25 protein-coding genes and 1 pseudogene are annotated in these 17,366 nt (G+C 35.3%); 3 read left to right on the top strand and 23 right to left on the bottom strand.

Annotated features, from left to right (window positions below; all coding sequences use genetic code 11):
- Nucleotides 1-107: 107 nt before the first annotated feature.
- The 5 genes and pseudogenes from LFLEISCH_RS09965 to LFLEISCH_RS09945 form a co-directional block, all read right to left on the bottom strand.
- Nucleotides 108-764 carry a phage portal protein gene (locus LFLEISCH_RS09965; RefSeq protein WP_007475989.1) on the bottom strand — a complete coding sequence of 219 codons (657 nt, stop codon included), beginning with the start codon at nucleotides 762-764 and terminating at the stop codon, nucleotides 108-110.
- Between the two features lie 18 nt (nucleotides 765-782).
- Nucleotides 783-2,602: pseudogene (locus LFLEISCH_RS09960) on the bottom strand (terminase large subunit).
- Complete coding sequence (locus LFLEISCH_RS09955) at nucleotides 2,592-3,050, bottom strand: phage terminase small subunit P27 family (protein WP_007475987.1); 459 nt, start codon at nucleotides 3,048-3,050, stop codon at nucleotides 2,592-2,594. Before LFLEISCH_RS09955 ends, LFLEISCH_RS09960 begins: the two are co-directional and overlap by 11 nt.
- Before the next feature lie 116 nt (nucleotides 3,051-3,166).
- Nucleotides 3,167-3,478, bottom strand: coding sequence for an HNH endonuclease (locus LFLEISCH_RS09950; protein ID WP_007475984.1), 312 nt, complete (start codon nucleotides 3,476-3,478; stop codon nucleotides 3,167-3,169).
- Nucleotides 3,479-3,702: 224 nt separating this feature from the next.
- Nucleotides 3,703-4,602, bottom strand: a complete 900-nt coding sequence (locus tag LFLEISCH_RS09945) for an aldo/keto reductase family protein (RefSeq protein WP_007475983.1) — start codon at nucleotides 4,600-4,602, stop codon at nucleotides 3,703-3,705.
- A gap of 186 nt (nucleotides 4,603-4,788) precedes the next feature.
- Here LFLEISCH_RS09945 and LFLEISCH_RS09940 point away from each other — a divergent pair, with 186 nt between their 5' ends.
- The gene (locus LFLEISCH_RS09940; RefSeq protein ID WP_007475980.1) at nucleotides 4,789-5,148 is read left to right on the top strand and encodes a YxeA family protein; all 360 of its coding nucleotides are present in this window, start codon (nucleotides 4,789-4,791) and stop codon (nucleotides 5,146-5,148) included.
- Between the two features lie 466 nt (nucleotides 5,149-5,614).
- Here the strand turns inward: LFLEISCH_RS09940 and LFLEISCH_RS09935 are convergent, their stop codons facing one another.
- The 14 genes from LFLEISCH_RS09935 to LFLEISCH_RS09870 all read right to left on the bottom strand — a co-directional run bounded on the left by LFLEISCH_RS09935 (nucleotide 5,615) and on the right by LFLEISCH_RS09870 (nucleotide 14,714).
- Nucleotides 5,615-5,935: a hypothetical protein gene (locus tag LFLEISCH_RS09935; protein ID WP_007475978.1), complete on the bottom strand. Its 321-nt coding sequence runs from the start codon at nucleotides 5,933-5,935 to the stop codon at nucleotides 5,615-5,617.
- Nucleotides 5,936-6,008: 73 nt separating this feature from the next.
- Nucleotides 6,009-6,434, bottom strand: a complete 426-nt coding sequence (locus tag LFLEISCH_RS09930) for a DUF722 domain-containing protein (protein WP_007475976.1) — start codon at nucleotides 6,432-6,434, stop codon at nucleotides 6,009-6,011.
- 6 nt (nucleotides 6,435-6,440) lie between these two features.
- Nucleotides 6,441-6,755 (bottom strand): VRR-NUC domain-containing protein, encoded by a 315-nt coding sequence (locus tag LFLEISCH_RS09925; protein WP_007475974.1) that lies wholly within the window; start codon nucleotides 6,753-6,755, stop codon nucleotides 6,441-6,443.
- Between the two features lie 359 nt (nucleotides 6,756-7,114).
- Nucleotides 7,115-9,385 carry a phage/plasmid primase, P4 family gene (locus LFLEISCH_RS09920; RefSeq protein WP_007475972.1) on the bottom strand — a complete coding sequence of 757 codons (2,271 nt, stop codon included), beginning with the start codon at nucleotides 9,383-9,385 and terminating at the stop codon, nucleotides 7,115-7,117.
- 19 nt (nucleotides 9,386-9,404) lie between these two features.
- On the bottom strand, nucleotides 9,405-9,890 hold the full coding sequence (locus tag LFLEISCH_RS09915) for a DUF669 domain-containing protein (RefSeq protein WP_007475971.1): 486 nt from the start codon (nucleotides 9,888-9,890) through the stop codon (nucleotides 9,405-9,407).
- A gap of 26 nt (nucleotides 9,891-9,916) precedes the next feature.
- On the bottom strand, nucleotides 9,917-11,206 hold the full coding sequence (locus LFLEISCH_RS09910; protein ID WP_206538449.1) for a DEAD/DEAH box helicase: 1,290 nt from the start codon (nucleotides 11,204-11,206) through the stop codon (nucleotides 9,917-9,919).
- 28 nt (nucleotides 11,207-11,234) lie between these two features.
- The gene (locus LFLEISCH_RS09905) at nucleotides 11,235-11,885 is read right to left on the bottom strand and encodes a hypothetical protein (RefSeq protein ID WP_051057305.1); all 651 of its coding nucleotides are present in this window, start codon (nucleotides 11,883-11,885) and stop codon (nucleotides 11,235-11,237) included.
- The gene (locus LFLEISCH_RS09900) at nucleotides 11,878-12,561 is read right to left on the bottom strand and encodes an AAA family ATPase (protein ID WP_007475964.1); all 684 of its coding nucleotides are present in this window, start codon (nucleotides 12,559-12,561) and stop codon (nucleotides 11,878-11,880) included. The genes LFLEISCH_RS09905 and LFLEISCH_RS09900 overlap by 8 nt, the downstream gene beginning before the upstream one ends.
- 5 nt (nucleotides 12,562-12,566) lie before the next feature.
- Complete coding sequence (locus LFLEISCH_RS16500) at nucleotides 12,567-12,833, bottom strand: siphovirus Gp157 family protein (RefSeq protein WP_077907978.1); 267 nt, start codon at nucleotides 12,831-12,833, stop codon at nucleotides 12,567-12,569.
- Complete coding sequence (locus tag LFLEISCH_RS09895; RefSeq protein ID WP_007475962.1) at nucleotides 12,829-13,044, bottom strand: siphovirus Gp157 family protein; 216 nt, start codon at nucleotides 13,042-13,044, stop codon at nucleotides 12,829-12,831. Before LFLEISCH_RS09895 ends, LFLEISCH_RS16500 begins: the two co-directional genes overlap by 5 nt.
- A complete protein-coding gene (locus LFLEISCH_RS09890) occupies nucleotides 13,031-13,432 on the bottom strand; it encodes a hypothetical protein (protein ID WP_007475960.1) in 402 nt (133 codons plus the stop codon). The genes LFLEISCH_RS09895 and LFLEISCH_RS09890 overlap by 14 nt, the downstream gene beginning before the upstream one ends.
- Nucleotides 13,425-13,622: a hypothetical protein gene (locus tag LFLEISCH_RS09885; RefSeq protein WP_007475959.1), complete on the bottom strand. Its 198-nt coding sequence runs from the start codon at nucleotides 13,620-13,622 to the stop codon at nucleotides 13,425-13,427. The genes LFLEISCH_RS09890 and LFLEISCH_RS09885 overlap by 8 nt, the downstream gene beginning before the upstream one ends.
- Before the next feature lie 248 nt (nucleotides 13,623-13,870).
- Nucleotides 13,871-14,443, bottom strand: a complete 573-nt coding sequence (locus tag LFLEISCH_RS09875) for a hypothetical protein (RefSeq protein WP_007475954.1) — start codon at nucleotides 14,441-14,443, stop codon at nucleotides 13,871-13,873.
- A 19-nt stretch (nucleotides 14,444-14,462) separates the two neighbouring features.
- Entirely contained in the window at nucleotides 14,463-14,714 is a 252-nt protein-coding gene (locus tag LFLEISCH_RS09870) for a hypothetical protein (protein ID WP_007475953.1), read from the bottom strand.
- 140 nt (nucleotides 14,715-14,854) lie between these two features.
- On the opposite strand from LFLEISCH_RS09870, the gene LFLEISCH_RS09865 reads away from it, so the two are divergent.
- Nucleotides 14,855-15,064, top strand: coding sequence for a YozE family protein (locus tag LFLEISCH_RS09865; protein WP_007475951.1), 210 nt, complete (start codon nucleotides 14,855-14,857; stop codon nucleotides 15,062-15,064).
- Between the two features lie 99 nt (nucleotides 15,065-15,163).
- Here LFLEISCH_RS09865 and LFLEISCH_RS09860 read toward each other — a convergent pair whose 3' ends face one another.
- Genes LFLEISCH_RS09860 through LFLEISCH_RS09850 form a run of 3 tightly spaced genes read right to left on the bottom strand, consistent with a single transcriptional unit; the run spans nucleotide 15,164 to nucleotide 16,377 of the window.
- A complete protein-coding gene (locus LFLEISCH_RS09860) occupies nucleotides 15,164-15,406 on the bottom strand; it encodes a hypothetical protein (RefSeq protein ID WP_007475948.1) in 243 nt (80 codons plus the stop codon).
- Nucleotides 15,407-15,418: 12 nt separating this feature from the next.
- Nucleotides 15,419-15,610, bottom strand: a complete 192-nt coding sequence (locus LFLEISCH_RS09855; RefSeq protein WP_007475946.1) for a hypothetical protein — start codon at nucleotides 15,608-15,610, stop codon at nucleotides 15,419-15,421.
- Between the two features lie 20 nt (nucleotides 15,611-15,630).
- The gene (locus tag LFLEISCH_RS09850) at nucleotides 15,631-16,377 is read right to left on the bottom strand and encodes a phage regulatory protein/antirepressor Ant (RefSeq protein WP_007475943.1); all 747 of its coding nucleotides are present in this window, start codon (nucleotides 16,375-16,377) and stop codon (nucleotides 15,631-15,633) included.
- 56 nt (nucleotides 16,378-16,433) lie between these two features.
- On the opposite strand from LFLEISCH_RS09850, the gene LFLEISCH_RS09845 reads away from it, so the two are divergent.
- Nucleotides 16,434-17,087: a DUF4145 domain-containing protein gene (locus LFLEISCH_RS09845; protein WP_007475941.1), complete on the top strand. Its 654-nt coding sequence runs from the start codon at nucleotides 16,434-16,436 to the stop codon at nucleotides 17,085-17,087.
- 5 nt (nucleotides 17,088-17,092) lie between these two features.
- On the opposite strand, the gene LFLEISCH_RS09840 is transcribed toward LFLEISCH_RS09845, so the two are convergent.
- Nucleotides 17,093-17,338 carry a hypothetical protein gene (locus LFLEISCH_RS09840; RefSeq protein ID WP_007475939.1) on the bottom strand — a complete coding sequence of 82 codons (246 nt, stop codon included), beginning with the start codon at nucleotides 17,336-17,338 and terminating at the stop codon, nucleotides 17,093-17,095.
- Nucleotides 17,339-17,366 lie beyond the last annotated feature (28 nt).

The raw sequence follows: 17,366 nt of genomic DNA, 5'->3' as shown, positions 1-17,366 counted from the left end.
GATTTTTTCAACCTCAACACCAGGTTCTTGAAACAGCACGCCGCCGATTTTCCTCATTAGAAACGTTTAAAATACTTCCACAATAAGTCAGCCTTTTTTTCTGGATTCTATACATTTTGACCGTATTTTAAAATAAATGAATCTCGTGTATTTTGCATTTCCTTCAAAGCGAATTCTCGAACAGCCTTATCATACTGATTGGAATTTTTCAATACCTGTATGGGGCTAATTCCTTTCCAAGTACTGATTATAGAAATGTGTTTTACATGAATCATATCTAAATGATGGATAAAATAGGTCCGCCCCTCATTTCGAATGCGATACCATAATTCATGAGATTCTCGCTCTATCATCGGCTCGACGTTATTCGGGTCTAATGGAATCAAGTGTTCTACTTTCGCTCGAATATCTCGTATAAGAATCGCATATCCATTACCATTTGTATTTCTGGACACTTCAAGTGACTTTATGACATCTTCCAAAGTTTGATTTACATTCGGTGCAAAATATAGCTGGTTAAACTCATCTGTATTTTGCACGTCGTATTCCTTATATAATTTAAACGGCAAGCTTGCTAAGACATTAGAAAGTCGAGACACAACAGAAAATATATTTTCATTTGTCGCAAGTGTGTCATTCTCAATCCCAAAGAAAACTTTTCCTATCCAGGAGGTAAAATTACTTTGCGTTGAGAAATCTTTTACAATTTTATTTTTCACGCTTTGAGGAGTCGCTTTGTATATTACTTTCTGAAAAAAATTCACAGCCTCACCACCTTTCGCTTAAGAGAATAGGTCTTTCATTGTAATAACTCCCACACCCCCTTCGAGTTGGGGTTTAATCAACATATCAATCACTGTACAATGTGCATTTAAAGCTGCAGCAAAACCGTCAATTTTTCGGCTCTTACTTGATTTTGTTGGCAACCAATTATCATTTCTGTCTTTTCTTAATGTTACATTACTTAGAAACCATCGAAACATACCAGAATTATTAAAAATAATCTTAGTGTCGAGTAACATTTCTTTGAAATTTTGTAGCGGACCGCCTAAGGTGAAAAATCCTTGTCTAGCTACTTCTGTTTCAAATCCAAACTGTTCTAGTTCTTTATTTAAACGGACGGCTTTTGCAGGATCGTAACGAATCAAAACAATATCATAGAGTTGATTCATTTCTTTGAACCAATCTAATACATATTGAAAATCTACATAATCACCATCAATAATCGTTAATTCCCCTTCTTTTTCCCACTTGCGGAGTCTCTGGGGATTTTTATCGCGTTCATATCGAGCCCGAGGAATCCAACTATGATTTAGAATAAATATTTCTCCTGTTTCAAGTGGGAATTCGAGAATAGCACTGGTAAAGTCTTCTGAATCAGATAAATCATATCCTCCAACACATTTTTTACCTCGCAACTCTTTTATATCAATCACTTTATTATTTTTTAAAATGATATGATTATCCACAAAGCTCATATCACTAATATCACTAAATAAGTTAAATTGCTTCGTAACCCAGTCTGCTTTTTCAGAAGAAACTTTTCTATCTTTTTTATAATCCGTAATCATAGAAACCACATCCATCAAACAAAAATTAGGATTGGCTTTAATCCAGGTTTCCGGATTATCTGCTTCTGAAATATCATCTAACATGGCTAAAAAGTAAAAAGTTCTTTCATCTAAGTTTTCTTCATAACGCTCTAAACACTCTTTGCCGGCATCTACCATATCCATTAGTGGACCGTCAATTTTTGTTCCAGCCGTTGTAATATACATAATTAAAGGCTGAGAGCGCATTGCTCTAGATCGTTTCATAACATTGATTAAATAATAATCTTCGTAATCATGAACTTCATCAAAACAACCAAAGTGAAGATTTTCACCGTCTTTATCTTTTTCCGCAGATAATGCCACCATGGAACAATTTTTCTGAGGATATAAAATTTCACGAGCCATAGGTTTCAATTTTTTCATTAAAAAAGGCGATTTCTCAACCATCGCTTTTGCTTCTTTAAATAAAATATTAGATTGTTTTTGAGAATTAGCGAGAATGTAGATATTGGCACCATTTTCCCCATCTTCTGACAGCATATAGTTTGAAAGGCCGGAAACTTTTGTCGTTTTTCCGTTTTTTCGTCCGATGAAGTCTACTGCCTCTCGAAATCGCCTAATTCCTGTTTCACGATGAATCCAACCAAAAATTGAACCAATCACGAAATGTTGCCAGGGTTGCATCACTAACCGTTCAAAATTCCCTTTTGAGGCTGACATTTCTTTTCAATAAAACGAATTGGTCGATGCGCCTTTTCTATATCAAAAATCCACGGAAAGTCATCAGTTCCTTGTTTCTCTAAATCTTTCATGTGGCGTTCAGCAGCTAAAATAACATATTTATTAGCTGGCATAACACAATCACCTGGAGAAACTTTTGATTTATCTGCAACGTTTTTATAATCAATCACTCGTTCAGCATACCAAGTAGTTAATAATTCAGGATATGATTCAAGTAAATACCCTCCCCAACTCGACATGGCTTCTTTGTATTCTGAGAACCAAGATTCTAATTCTGTATAAGTAAAATCCAAAATACTAGTAGTCATCGGTCTCACCATCATCTTGCTCCGCTAAACTTGCAGCTAATCGGATTCTTGCGTGCGGGGATAAACCTAAATCAGCACCAAAACCTCGCATTTGTTTGGCTGCATTCTCCATTTTCGTAATGTATGGATTAGGCTTTCCGTCCACCCAATTTCCTGTTGCTTTAACAATTCGCCTATATTTCAAATACTGTGAATAAGAGTCCGCATAAATGGCAATCGCATATAGGTCGGCATTACCAACTAAATCAACCGATTTTAATTCCTGTACAATATAAATAAATGCTTTTTTTCCTTCTTTATCCAACCATGCTGGCGGTTTTCTTAGATTATCCGTATTCATTTTTAGTTTCTGTTCATTCTCTGCTTGTTTTTTCAATTTCGTGACATTGCGTTTATTAGGGTTACCATTTAAAACTTGTAGCCTTGCACTTTGCTTTTGTTGAGCCATATTTTCACCTTCTTTCTGGTCCTTGCCAATTATTGAAAAGCGGTATTTTTGTGAGTTATGCTGGTATCCGTCTAGTGGTACCAATGGATTCCAACTTTTTAGAGGAGGGGGGTACCTTACAGTTCTTCATTTTTATAAAATCGAATGACATCCTTAGATAATTTCTTTTTTGGCTGGCTTCCATTACGCTCAGGATGCAATCGGTTATGACAAGCATCGCAAACTGTTTCAAGATTACTCAACTCATAGGCTAATGATTCATCTTCTCTAAGCTCAATGATGTGATGGACTGTCTTACCTTCTATGATTCTTCCTTCTCGTTTGCATACTTGACAAAGATAGTAGTCCCTCTTCAAAACGATTTCCCTTACCTTACGCCAGCGTTTATTTGAATAGAGTTGGTCTAATTTATCCCTTGCTCTTGCCATTCTATACACTGCCTTTTACTTACTAACCACTTAAATTCCCATAATAAAAAGCCCTTGGGTGAGGACTTTGTTTTATTTATTCTTTCTTACATAATTAAGTGTTACGGTTGTTATCAGTGAAACGCTAACTACAATTAAAAATTCTATCCAATTCATTAGATTAACCACCTTTTATACTTCATACAGAAAAGAGCCTTGCATGAAAGCAAGACTCTCCTTTTCTATTAAAAATCACGAACAAAATGAGTATCATATAATAAGCCTTTTTCTAACATTTGGTCAGTTATTTGATTCTCCCATTGTTTTACATTCTCTTGATATTCTTCAGCAGAAAAACGATTCATTTGATCAATACTTTCCATGTCGGTATCTGAAATTGTAAAATCCATGTGATAATTTTCAATCACTCGTTTTGCTCGACTTGATTTTGGAATAACATGATAACCATGTTGGATAGCCCATCGGTTTAACAACTGCCCAATGCCCACATCGTACTTCTCACAAAGCTGGTCTAAAAATTGTTTTTCGCTAGATGTAAGTGCTGATTCAGGATAAAAAGGATTAGGTGTAAAGTAAGGTTTTAATATCGAGTAGCCAGTCAATTGAATATCATTTTCTTTACAGAAGGTTTCTAATTCAATAGGTCGTGTAGTAGGCGAACATACGATTTGATTCATATAAGGTTTTACGCCAGTCTTTTCAATTAAGTATTGAATTCCAGAAATCGAAAAGTTAGATACCCCAATATGCTTAATCTTACCTTCTTTTTGTAGCTCAATTAGTTCCTTGTAAGCCTGTAAGTTTAGCTCACTTTGAATTTCTGCATGCAGCAAAACTAGATCTAAATAATCCGTTTTAAGTCTCCTTAAAGAACCAAAAACTGAAGCCCTTGTATGCTTTAAATAATTCATTGGTGCAATTTTGGTTGTCAAAAACAAATCGTTTCGGTCTATTTTTTCTGCTTCTAAAATTAAACCGATGTCAGCCTCATTGTTGTACATTTGAGCTGTATCAATGTGACGATAACCCTCTTCTAAAGCTGCATGAATTGCTGCTTTCAATTCATTATAATCCGTTAAGAGCCATGTCCCTAAACCTATTTGAGGTAATTCTAAATTATTCATTTTTTCTCCTTTCGCTTGCGCATGATTGAATTATAGAATAACAAATTATCGCAATTAAGCCCATTTTATTGCTCAGTTTATTTCATTCTTAATTATGACATAATTGTAAGTGGATTGTAAGCAACATCGATGTTTCAAATCATCCAGTACTTATATAATAAATATAAATTAGGAAGGAGATTACTTATGAAGAAAATATTAATAGGAATCATAGCAATAATTGTCGTTCTAGCAATAGGTATAGGTGTAACATTAGTAGGGAAAAATTATTATAAGACAACAGATTATTATGTCAAAATCACCAAGAACCCCATTGTAAAGAAAGAAAAAGCTTCAGATGGAATAATAGATACGTATTATAATTATCAAGTTTCTGGCTATGATAAAAACGGAAAAGAACGTAAATTAAAATTGGAATCCCAGGATAAAATGGAAATCAATCAGTACTACTTAATTCATTGGGAAGATAGACGAAGTATCATATCAAGCAAAGAAAAAGTTTCTCATGATACTATTCCATCAACCATCCAAGAAAAATTGAAATAAAACCAAAAGGAACAATCAATAGCAACTATTATTTTACTTGGATTGTTCCTTTTATCATTATTTTTATATCGTCCCCACACGGGGCACTTCTTCGAGAGGTGTCTGGGGGAAAAGAACTGGCAGGGATTTGCACCCTGCATGATTGACTACCTTAAACAAGTGCTCATGCCTATATAACGTACGATTTATATAGCCGGCCAATCCACTTGTACGCATCTACCTATTCCGCCACAGTCCTAGGCTAAGGAAGCCCCATTAATAACAACAACCAACCGTGAGTAGTATTTTGGAGTGGTTGGCTGTCTTATGAAAATTACTTCATACTAGCATAATATCATGTTTTTTATAGCCAAAACGGGCATTAAGCGGGACTTATAGTTCGGAATTAATTTTTTTAAGGAATTTTTCCGAAGTAAACAAGTAAAATACTATTACACTAAAAAGATTAACTTAAAGCTAAAAAATACTAATGACAATAAAAAAACGAAAAGATAAAGTTTAGTATCTCACTATCAGATGGAGAAAATAAAACGCGTCCAAAAATTAGAAATGAAAAAATCGCAACTCCTAGGAGCATTAAATGATTTTTCAATAAATTCAACCTATATTTTTTCATTTCCTTGTACTTCTCCTCATCTGACAAAAATAAAAGAATTCCTGCAAAAGATGTTGTTAAAATCACTTTTAAAAGGGCGCTAAAGCTAAAATTATATGTAACGTATATCATTGCAATCAAAATTGGGGTGCTAACTAAAAAATATTTCACTCTGATATATTCTGTCTCCATTTTTTTCACCTCAAAGTAATTATAATTCAAAAAAATATAAATGACTAGGAGCTTAACACCTAGCCATCTATATCTAATACCCAAGTCTTTTCGAAATCTCAATAATTATTTTTCGGCTTCTCCGTCTCGCTGTACTTTCATCCATATTTAATTTACTCGCAATCCATACCCATGTTGGTTTCCCTCTATCCCAATACCGGAAGTGAATCAATTGTTTATCTTCATCGCTAAGTTTATTCAAAACGGAATCGAGGGCTAAAATGACTTTCTGCCTTCGTTCAATCTGACGATCCATTTGTAAGAGCATTGCGCGTTGTTCAGTTGGATTACTTATATATCCGCTTGAACTTCCACCTGTATTTTCATCCCGCTGCTCCTGAAATGAAGCACCCAAAACTACATTGATTCGCAATTGTTCCAACTCTTTTTTTGTATCATGATAAAAACGTATCTCATCTTCAATGCTTTTATATTGCGCTGGTCTAAGTCGTTTACTCATTCACTATCACTCCTCCACAATTCGTATTGCATCCTCAACGCTTCGAGCTACTCCGCATAAGGCTGGTTTATACTGCATCACTTCTTGAAAGTGTTGTTGCTCTTTTCGAAGTTGTCCTTTTTCATTTTTCACTTCAATAAAAAATATCTTCCCATCAGTTCCACGAAATCCGAATAAATCAGGGAATCCTTTCGGTAGTCCAGTATCGAATATCCGACCATCAGGTAAACGTACAGTGGCAACGTTGGCTCTGAATACATAATGCCCACGATTTGCTAATCCAAGGCGAATGGCATTTTGAATATCACGTTCGGCTGTCATTTTTTCAACTCCTTTTTTGATTGTGTACGAAATCGCTTTATCGTGTTAAAGAAATTATGTTATTTTTGTATACGAAATTCTAAAAACGGTTAAAAAGGTGCATGGTTGCGCATGCTTGGCGCATAGTTGATTGCAAACTATGCACCCTCTTAACCCATTGGTATTACTTACTTTATTAATACTTTTTTATCTTTGGTGCATAGTTAGTAGTAAAATAGTAAAAGTAGTATAAGGAAATAAAATATATAAAGGTTTTAGGAAATCGGGGTCAACTATGCACCTCTGCTGTTGTTTATAAGCGAAATCGATTGGTACTCTAAGATTCATAGAGGGTGCACAGTTTAGGTTAACTGTGCACCCTAAAAATTAAAGCTTAGATTAAAATATTCGCTATTTAATGTGATACCTTCATATTTAAATCCTGTTTTTGCTTTTTTCTTGCTAAATTTTAGAGCGATTTCTTTCCCGAACTTCGTGTTACTCATGACATATTGTCCGTTATTTTTCGCCCAATCCCGGTATGTTTCATAAAGCACTTTTGCTTTGATGTTTTTATCCTCTCCAACCTCACAACAATCCTCAATAAAAGCCGTGATAACATCCATTTCCGACTTATATTCAGCTCTTGCCCGTTCGACTGCTTTTGGCAATCCTAAACCTTCTGTCTGCCATTTTAAACACCCTTCTACTGCCCAGTTCAGTATGCCGGTTAGTTCAGACCGCAATTTATATTTCAATTGCTTATCTACTTTAAAATCAGGTATTTTCACAGTAAATGGGATTAAATGCAATCTGCGCCATATCCCATCATCACGCCCCCTAATAATTGGTTTGTGGTTTGTTGCCATCCAAATTTTAAATTCGGGTGTAAATTCAAATTCATTCTTATACAGATGACGTGCGGGCACTTTGTCACCACCAGTTAACTGCTTCACTAGCCCTTCATCTAATCTCACACCCTCATTTGGTTCTGTGGTTGTAACAAATCGGGCACTTTGTAAGCGTGCAATATCACTATTTGCATTACTGGTTTGCTGCTTAACCATAATAGTCTGTGGTTGAATGTTTGTGGCGTACGTCCCGAAAATATCATTAATGATTTCGAGAAAGACACTTTTACCATTACGACCATTGCCGTATAAAATAAACATGACTTGTTCCTGTGTACTACCTGTAAGCGAATAACCGATGGCTTTTTGAATATATTGAATTAGCTCTTCGTCGTTATTAAAAATATCCTTTAAAAACTGTTCCCACAGTGGTGCGTCGATTTTATCTGTGTATTCAACCAGACTGATTTTAGTAAACATCTGTGTACGATCGTGTTCTTTCAATTGACCTGTTCTTAAATTGATAAAACCATTTTGCGAATTGAAATAATAAGGGTTCATATCGAATTGTTCTGGCAAAACAGGTAATAAATGTTCAGCTTCCTTGATCATGTTTGTTTTTCCTTTGTTACTTCTTGTCACCTTCAAATGTTTCATAAAGGCTTTTTCTTCGTCGGAATCTCCTTCCATGTAAGCAAAATCTTTCTTCATATTTTGAATGACCGTATCTGCGAGTGCTTTTACTCTTCCTGTGTTGTCAAACATCCACAGTTTAGAATTGTAATAGTACCAGCCTTTATTTACATAAGAGTATCTAAGAAGATTTTGAAATTCATCACGAAACCTTTCCGCATTACCTGTGTCATCTTGCGAGTATAACTTACGCGTTTTACCAGTATTTGCGATTTTTATTTCAAAATCAGTAATAGGATTATTAGGTGTATAGACATTTTGGCATTCAGCAATCGCCTTATTGAGTGTTCTCTCTCCATATGTGGATGCCCCGCGCTTCATATCCCACTTCGAACGCATCAATCCGCTCGTGCGGAATATTTCGTCCATTTTTTCATAATCGGCACCCGTCCAGAAAGCAAGCATATTTGCAAACGCTAAATCGGCATCTGATTGAGAAGTATATAAACCTTCCCAGAAGCCCTCGTACAATGTTTTAAAAGGTACCCCTTGCTGACTTCCATATGCCTTTTGAATAATCTCACTAGCAGGCAAATCTACGCCTGTATATTCATGAGAAACAGATTGTAATTCGTTCGTTCCAATATATTTAGAATGCAAATACTGAATGGCTTGAGAAGACTCGTTCACCGTTTCGTAATTATCAATGACTTGACCTGTCATAACAAAAAATCGACCATGATTATACATTTCTACATTATTTTTCCGCCTGCCACCAGTAGGGAAATCGCCTTTTGAAATAATATGGATACCTGTCCCACTCACAGAATACTCCGTATAGCTAGAGAGAGTCTGAATGAATTCAGCCACAATGTTATCTGTATCACCTAATTTGTAATCTTCTATTTCGTCTTCTATTCCATCGATATCAACACCGAAGTAGGGTTCTTTGAAATAAAAACCTAAACCGTCAAATTGATATTTTTCTAAGGATTCAAGGGCGGTATTAAAATCCGCCCATGTATCCTCATCCACACTATTGCCATAACCACCATTATTAGCATTTCTAGGGATTTTTTTATGCTTGTGTCGTTTCTCATCCCAAACAAGCTGATAAGCACACCATTGTTTTAACTGTTTTAATTCATCAGGTATCCGTTCATACATTTCTGTGCACTCCTATCGTTTAAAATGGAAGGTCTTCATCTTCGATATTGATTGGGTTATTAACACTTTCGCCCTTCTTAAATTGATGATTTAAAACACCTTGTACATTACTTGGTTGCCAAGCCTTTACATTCGTATTTTCATAGGTTTTACCATTGTATTCAGATTGTTCATTTTTTACCGTTACACGGCATGTTTTCATTGAAAAATCTTGTAAAAGTTCATTGATGCTGTTATATTCTTTGCCATTTTCAAGTTGCAACGCTTTTCCGATTGTATTAAATGATTTTGGGTTGTATTGATTCGTTTGTTTTGACATCCAAATTTTATGGAATATATGTGCATTTTGATATTTTTGCTCAACATCATTCCGTACAATTAAATCAAGTTCCACATATTCCGCTCCGCTTGGTGTCGCGTCTTCTTTACCATTATTGATCACTACTTCGTACACGCCATCTTGAATTTTTCCTTCGTAAATATCATTAGTATCTAATTTAAACATTCCAATTCCTTCTTTCATTTAATTTTTTATATAAATCCACGAGCTTTGCCTTGATGATACGCCCATCCACGCTTATAATTATGCGTTTTAGCATAGTCATATAGTTCTTTCATACTTTTACAATCTTCTGGTGTTCTGAAATCCAATTTAAATGTTTGTTCATCGATTTCTTTTAATTCTGCTGATTCGTCTACTTCTATTGCTTTTGCTTCGACTTTAAACACAGCTCCACAGTGCGGACACTTATTGTCCGTTTGCAATACTGTCATGAAGCATTCTTTGCATATTTTGACCGGTGCTTCTGCTTTGGTCGCGTTACTGCCTTTTTTCGGTGTTAAGGACCATGTGCGTTCCATATCTGGTAAACCAAATCTGGTTACATTTCCAACGTGATCAATGATAATGGACGTTTTACCAGGTCTGTAACGCATTCCACGCATGGATTGCTGAATGTATAGTGATAATGACTGTGTAGGTCGCAACATAATAACTGTTGAGCAGTCAGGCACATCGAATCCTTCACCGATTAAATCGAGGTTGCACAATACTTTGATTTCACCATCACGGAACTTTTGAATAATTTCATCCCTTACCAATTTAGGTGTTTTACCATCAATATGTTCAGATGGTATATTTGCCTCTTGAAAACTTGCTGCCATTTTCTTACTTTGGTAAATCGAACTGGCATAGAGTATCGCTTGTTCGCCATCTGCTAATTTCTTATAGTGTGCAATCACATCACCCCATATTTTGCGCTCTGTGAACTGATTATCTAATTCGGTAAGGTCATAATCACCCGTACGCTTTACATGTAGCTGGAAAGTTTCCATGACCTCAGGCGCGAAATATTTATACGGAGATAAAAAATGATTTTCAATGAGCCATTTCGTGCTAACCTCTTCAATCAATATGTCATTGATATCTCCTAAACCTCCACCATTTAACCTGACAGGGGTCGCGGTAAAAGAGATTATTTTAGCATCATTAAAATGAGTGAATATCTTTTTATATGAACTCGCGAGCGCATGATGTGATTCATCAACAACGATTAATTTAGGTTTTCTTGTATTATTCATTCTCCTAACAACAGTTTGAATCATACCAAGTTCAACAAAATTCATATCAACCTTATTTAACAATAATGTAGCCCTTATTTGTTCTAATATTTCCTTACGATGTACTAAAAATAAAACATGATTTTTTTTGGACGTTGCTGTCCTTATAATCTCTGATATTACGATGCTCTTTCCAGATCCACATGGCGAAACAATGCACGGAGAAACATGACCATAAAAAAAGGCTTCCTTTGTTTTTATAATCAAATTTTGCTGATAAGGTCTTAACTTAATTGACAACTAAGCGTTTCCTTATTGGTGTATTTACAATCCGCTCCATGCTCCATTTTCTTTGTATCCTACTATTCATTGTTCCGTATGTTATATCTAAATAATCAGCCCATTGTGACATCGTCATTGTTTTATCTTTATATTTCAATATTCTGTTTCTCGATTGATTATTAGCTTGTTCTTTACTAGTTGCCCACCTGCAATTTTCAGGGCAGTAATCTCCATTATTATCAATTCGATCAATTGTTAAGTCGTCTTCATAATAATTGTCCAACGCCCATCTTCTAAAATTCTGATAATCATATCTCCAAGCATCACATACAATGACCCCTTTACCTCCGTAGTGTTGATACCTCGTATTGTTTGTGTTGTAGCATCTAGCTTTCATCCCCTTCCATGTCCAATAAAGTCTCTCTTTGTTAGAATATCCATGAGTTAAATTAACTTTTCTTTTTCTAGATAATTCCTTATTCAAGCATCCACAACTTTTTGTTGCTCCAGATTTCAAACCAGAGCCTCCAATTACTTTTTCAGTCCCACAGTCACATTTGCACAGCCAATATAGATTGTAATACTTATCTTGACTAGCAAGGCACAACACTTCCAATCTATCAAATCGCAGCCCTGTTAAATCTCTAATATTAGCCATCCACATCACCGATTTTGAATAATTCTTCCTGTAAACACGATTCACGATTGTCTAACTGGTTTTTTGCAAATGTTCCATTACTTTCAGCTAGCAAGTATCCTCTTGCGCCAGATTCTGCATTTCGAACTAATCTACCAACAAGCGGTATAATTCCCATTATATGATTCACAACTTTATCTCGAATATCCGGTAAAAATTGGTTATAAATCTGTCCATTTTCTAATGTAATTTGTCGTGTGTTCTCCCATGCTGTGTAAATCATGTTTATGTTTGGAATGTTATTAAAAATGGAAATCATATCAATTAAATGTGTATCAAATTTCCCATAATGTTGAAGCTCTGGTTGACCTGATTTTGTTTCACGACCATGGAACATGAGCCATAACTTTTGGTAGTGGCTTAAGTTATCGATGACGATGTTTTGATATTCTTCACTATGAGTTTTTGCATACCCATAAAAATCAACCATATTTTGAACAGGATTTTTTGGATCTAAAACGGTAATTGTAATATTTGGAAAACCACTTAAGACGGTTGATGTGCCATCACAATCTAAAATTAATGTTTTTCCTTCTAGGTACTGAACTGTGGATGTCTTACCTGCACCAGGCTTTGCATATAGAAGCATTTTCCAATTCTCACTTCGTTTCATTTCTTCTGATTTAATAAATTTCATTCTCATCACCCTATCTTAATAGTTTGCGTATCAATGCTTTCAGCACCTGGCACGGTTTCTTTTTCGTTAATCGCTTTTTTGATTGCGATTTTATCAGGTTCACCGGGTTTGTATCGTATAAATCTATCTGGTAATCGACTGAAATCATATACATTAATTTTTGTATTATTCCGAATTGTTAGAGGGTATTTAACGTCATTTACTTTCTTTATACCTGCTTTGTTTAAGGAAAATAATAAATATTCTCTTGTTTGATTTTGTCTTGTTTCAATTGATTTTTTTTAATGCTTTAAGACGTTTAATCTCATTATCCAGTGTGGAAATATCATCATCCCATGTCAAAATTAACTTTGCGATATTGATTGCTTTTTCTCGTAGTGGTTCTTCTATCGCTTGCAACGTGTCTTCAAAAACTTTTTCTTCAATAGAATCAGCTATCTGATATAACTGTTCGTATTGAGCACTCATTTCATGTAGTTTCACTGTCTTCACCTTCTTTCAAAAAGGTTGAAATAGATATATTTCCATTTTCGGCATTGAACCATGCAGCATTTCCCTTTTTCACAAATTGAGGAACAGCAATCTCTCTTGCCAAATCGTAAGCTTCCTCTATCGTACATCCGTGTTTGTAGAACCAGACTTTATCCGTTCGGTGAATAATTTGTAATATATCTGAATCACTTAATGTTTTTTCATGTAATTTTACTTGTACTTCCGGAATGATGAATTTTGAAAATCCATCGATATCTTGTAAAGTTAAAGTAAGTGTCGCATCATCTTTTGCTAATACTTGATATATTTCACCATCTATACAAAATTCTTCTACACCAGTTCGGTCTTGAATTTCAACTTGATCACCGCATTTAATCATGATGTAACACCTCCAGTTCGTTTAACTGCCCCCACAAATAATCCGAAAATTGATTCGCCTTCATTGCTAATGTGCGTAAATCATTTTCATTATTCAAAATAACGTTACGAAAATCATGACCTACACGAGTAGTTTTATTGGTTGTTAGGTTTAAAATGGTTTGTTGGTATAAATCGGTTCCTGTCTTCAATTCGATTCCTCCTGTTCATAAATATAATAGAATATATGGTGATGTCCGTAATCTATCGTCGTCTTACCGTCGATCGTCCAGTGTCTGATGTAAGGCGGATCAAACTCGTTCAACTCCCACCATTCATAAATGGATTCCATAGCCTCGTCTAAGCTGTTGTAAGTTCCATGGATTCTATGTTCATCCGTTTGATGATGTTTCCAATGCACTTAATATTTCATCATGATCCCTCCCCCTGATTGATTCTCTTACCCACCTAGTAGTTCCAGTTCTTTACGGTTCTTATTGTATTCACGTACTCGATACATCTTTTTATACTCAGCTTCTGATTTTTGCTTCCGTACAAGCTGTGGATGCACACCTAAATAGCTCGCAATAAACGGAAAAGGTAAACCTTGATTTCGTAATAATGCTACTTGTGCCGGGGAAATCAGGGTATCTGGGTTAGGAACAGTACGACGCGCGATTTGATAACGTACATACAGCGCATGTTCTTCATCTCCTTCTCGGAACAGCTGGTGAAGCTTTTGTTTTTCGTACGTGCAATATTGCCCTTTTTTTCGCTCAATGCTATCTAACAAGTCCCGTTCCTCATCTCGTCGTTTTTTTCGCTTGCGTTGCAATTCTTGAATGTCAATCACTTTTATCACCTCGTAAGTTGCATATTTATCAGCATGTAACTGGATTTGTTCGTCTACTTCCGTACTGGTATAGCACATGGTTTTAGTTTGCCTCTCAACCGTTTCCCAAAGAATCATATAGGCTGGAGTTGGGCCATCAAACCCAATGAAATTATTTTTCGTTTTTTCTCGCATCACCATAAACTCGCCCTCTTTCTGATTAATACGGTCTAACAGTCTGTGAATAATAACTGCCTTCTGAACCATTACGCAAAGCAGGATGCTTCGCTGTTTTAATTTTGTGATCTAAAATATACATTTCCGCATCGGTTAATATATTTTGCAAGCCTTTAATGGTTTGTATTTCGTTTGCTTTTGAAGCATAATAAGCCGCTTTTTCATTATCGAATTCTCGTACAGTTTTACAACACATTGCTATATTTTGTCGCAATATTCCGATTTTATTTTCCAATTTATTTACACTCCTTATAAATATAATGTCTAAACCCGTCATCCCAATACTCATCAACAACCATAGGGTTTTCTGTTTCTTGATTCATTTTATTTAACTCCTTACTTTTGATTTAATTATGTCGATTGGAGGTGAGATTAATGACTTTTTTCGATTTTATTGCTAGATATCGCGGTGAACAAAGTCCCCTTGGAGATTTAGCCCGAGATATTTATTTAGATGATAATTTCCCAACAGAAGCTACTGACCCAGATGTTATACAAGAGTACTTTTCTAGAATCTATGGAAAAGCAGATGGTTTTGAGATGGCTATTTCTAAAGCTCTAGACTATTTCAAAAGAGAAGTTTAATTGCTTTTACTTTTGATATATCTATAGGTTGCGCTTGATATTTGGGAATTATTTCTATTGTATAGTTTCTGTACATACCAACTAAGATGATGTCCACGGTTAGACCTTCTTACGAACGAATTTCTTAAGCAACCATTCATTCGCTTTCGCCGCGTCAAATGCCCATGGTTCGTGATCTTCTTTATCCTCCCAGTTGCTAAAATCCTTCACTTCTGGAAAGCTATTTATATTGTCATACCACCAAGATTTACTCCTTGGGCTAGCTGCCGAAAATTTTTCCATGTTCCAAACACCATACACTTTATTTTCTTGTGGTTGTTTCATTTTTCTTGGTCTTGCCATATTAACCACCTCCTATCTAATTTTATAATCGCGAATGACTTCTAAGATGAATAAATTGACCGCCTTTCCGGTGTTATGTCCGTCCAGCGATTGTTGCACCCACACACGGCTTTTGCCATAAGCACTGGCTAAATCGTGAACAGATACTTGATTTTCTTTCATGAAATCTTTAATAAGATTTCGTCCGTTTTCGATGTTACTCACTGTTTTCAGTCCTTTCTTTTTTAAACTAATACAAGTTGTGATTCTGAAATAAACTTATTAATAAAATATATTTGACCTTTACCTGTAACTTTAGGTGTCCTCGTAATACGCGTACTTTCATCTCCATTTACAATAGAACGCTCTTTGATTTCCATAATCTCGAGATCCATTGACTTTTGAGTTGGCATGTTGTAGCTTTCACTTTTTTTCGCAATCAAGTAACCATTCTTTCTCAACCATTTAAACAAACGATTTTGTCCAATTTCTACCCCATTTTGATTAATCAGTTTGGCTAACTCTCCTACTAAAATAGAAGTATGGCTCCCTTTTACTGCATCTGCAAAAAGCGCTTTAGGTTGCATCTCCGTATTTTTGATTTTTAAAAGTTGATTTTCCTCTTCTAAATCCGCCGCTAATCGCAAAGCTTCTGCACGTGTTTGTGGAATTTGGAAATCATTTTGTTTGATTTGATGTTCCATTTTATTAAAAGCTTCGATATATTTAAGCTTAAATTGAAGCGCTTTTTTACCTGTGAACCCCATCGCAAGTAAGGTGAATCCGTCTCGGTTCATGTAAATTACTTTCCGTTCTCTCCCGTACGTATCAGGTTCGGTTGCTTCCATAAACATCTCTCCAAAATTGGAGACATCTCCCTTCAACATTTGAATATCCCGCATAACATGTGCATGTTGCTTCTCAAACCCTTCTGCCACATTTAAACTACTTGTGACCGCTTCTTGATTTTTCATAATAACTAATTCATTCATTTTTTTACTTCCTTCCTATGGTATAATTTTCAGTGAATGGAGGTGAAAATTACATAATGGAATTTAAAATTAAAATTGCAGAGCCTAGTACCAAAACAGTACTCGATCGAAAAAAAGTTCATATCCCTACCCTCTGTCCAAATTGCGGTGTGTCTAACAATCCTGTTACTAAGGGGGTAGCTTCCGCTCAAAAAATCGCTTTCTTTTCTCACTTGTGTACGTCTTGTAACGCGTACCATTTTTCATTACAAGATATAGAAAAAGATATTGGAATTTGTAAAGCTATTTTCCCAAGTAATCAACCATCTGATTTACCAGAACAAGTAGTCAGCTTTTCTCCAAGATTCGCAAAAATGTACCGAGATGCAGAGTTTGCAGAAAATAATAATGCTGTAGATTTAGCTGGTGTAGGCTATCGGGCATGTTTAGAAATTTTATTGAAGGATTATGCATTTGATTTTAATCTTGCAGAGTATGAAGAAATAGCAAAGATTAATTTAAACAACGCAATCAGTAAATTCTTTAAAGAAGATACTTCTGTACAAACAGCTGCCGATGTTGTACGCATTCTTGGAAATGACTACGCCCACTGGAGGCAAGAAGAAGAATTTGATTTAAGCATTTTAAAAGCCTATTTAAATATTTTCGTACAGATAATCAATACTAAATTAATGCTCAAAAACCCCCCTGTTAGTCGAAATAAGAAATAGTCGAATCATTCGGCTATTTTTTTATTAGAAATATACTCTTCGAAATTCGCTAATACTTCTTTTTCAAATTCTTGTAAGAACGGGTATTTTTCACAAAATCTCTTAAAGTATTTTCTGGCATTACTTATGCTTGTTTTTTTTGTTTCTTCGATTATTCGAATAGAAAGCATACCGATAATTTGAATCCTATATGCCAATAAATTCATTTTGCACACTTCGTATTTTTTAACTTCTTCTAAAATCATTTCCATTTTCAATTCCTCCCTTCCCCATATTATG

The organism is Listeria fleischmannii subsp. fleischmannii LU2006-1 (assembly GCF_000344175.1).
Taxonomy (GTDB): Bacteria; Bacillota; Bacilli; order Lactobacillales; family Listeriaceae; genus Listeria; species Listeria fleischmannii.
This window is presented reverse-complemented; position numbering and strand designations above follow the sequence as displayed.

Excerpts from the sequence above, each read along its gene's own strand:
- LFLEISCH_RS09955 (WP_007475987.1), bottom strand. The coding sequence starts at position 3,050 with ATGGCTCAACAAAAGCAAAGTGCAAGGCTACAAGTTTTAAATGGTAAC.
- LFLEISCH_RS09950 (WP_007475984.1), bottom strand. The coding sequence starts at position 3,478 with ATGGCAAGAGCAAGGGATAAATTAGACCAACTCTATTCAAATAAACGC.
- LFLEISCH_RS09945 (WP_007475983.1), bottom strand. The coding sequence starts at position 4,602 with ATGAATAATTTAGAATTACCTCAAATAGGTTTAGGGACATGGCTCTTA.
- LFLEISCH_RS09940 (WP_007475980.1), top strand. The coding sequence starts at position 4,789 with ATGAAGAAAATATTAATAGGAATCATAGCAATAATTGTCGTTCTAGCA.
- LFLEISCH_RS09935 (WP_007475978.1), bottom strand. The coding sequence starts at position 5,935 with ATGGAGACAGAATATATCAGAGTGAAATATTTTTTAGTTAGCACCCCA.
- LFLEISCH_RS09930 (WP_007475976.1), bottom strand. The coding sequence starts at position 6,434 with ATGAGTAAACGACTTAGACCAGCGCAATATAAAAGCATTGAAGATGAG.
- LFLEISCH_RS09925 (WP_007475974.1), bottom strand. The coding sequence starts at position 6,755 with ATGACAGCCGAACGTGATATTCAAAATGCCATTCGCCTTGGATTAGCA.
- LFLEISCH_RS09920 (WP_007475972.1), bottom strand. The coding sequence starts at position 9,385 with ATGTATGAACGGATACCTGATGAATTAAAACAGTTAAAACAATGGTGT.
- LFLEISCH_RS09915 (WP_007475971.1), bottom strand. The coding sequence starts at position 9,890 with ATGTTTAAATTAGATACTAATGATATTTACGAAGGAAAAATTCAAGAT.
- LFLEISCH_RS09905 (WP_051057305.1), bottom strand. The coding sequence starts at position 11,885 with ATGGCTAATATTAGAGATTTAACAGGGCTGCGATTTGATAGATTGGAA.
- LFLEISCH_RS09900 (WP_007475964.1), bottom strand. The coding sequence starts at position 12,561 with ATGAAATTTATTAAATCAGAAGAAATGAAACGAAGTGAGAATTGGAAA.
- LFLEISCH_RS09890 (WP_007475960.1), bottom strand. The coding sequence starts at position 13,432 with ATGATTAAATGCGGTGATCAAGTTGAAATTCAAGACCGAACTGGTGTA.
- LFLEISCH_RS09875 (WP_007475954.1), bottom strand. The coding sequence starts at position 14,443 with ATGGTGATGCGAGAAAAAACGAAAAATAATTTCATTGGGTTTGATGGC.
- LFLEISCH_RS09865 (WP_007475951.1), top strand. The coding sequence starts at position 14,855 with ATGACTTTTTTCGATTTTATTGCTAGATATCGCGGTGAACAAAGTCCC.
- LFLEISCH_RS09860 (WP_007475948.1), bottom strand. The coding sequence starts at position 15,406 with ATGGCAAGACCAAGAAAAATGAAACAACCACAAGAAAATAAAGTGTAT.
- LFLEISCH_RS09850 (WP_007475943.1), bottom strand. The coding sequence starts at position 16,377 with ATGAATGAATTAGTTATTATGAAAAATCAAGAAGCGGTCACAAGTAGT.
- LFLEISCH_RS09845 (WP_007475941.1), top strand. The coding sequence starts at position 16,434 with ATGGAATTTAAAATTAAAATTGCAGAGCCTAGTACCAAAACAGTACTC.
- LFLEISCH_RS09840 (WP_007475939.1), bottom strand. The coding sequence starts at position 17,338 with ATGGAAATGATTTTAGAAGAAGTTAAAAAATACGAAGTGTGCAAAATG.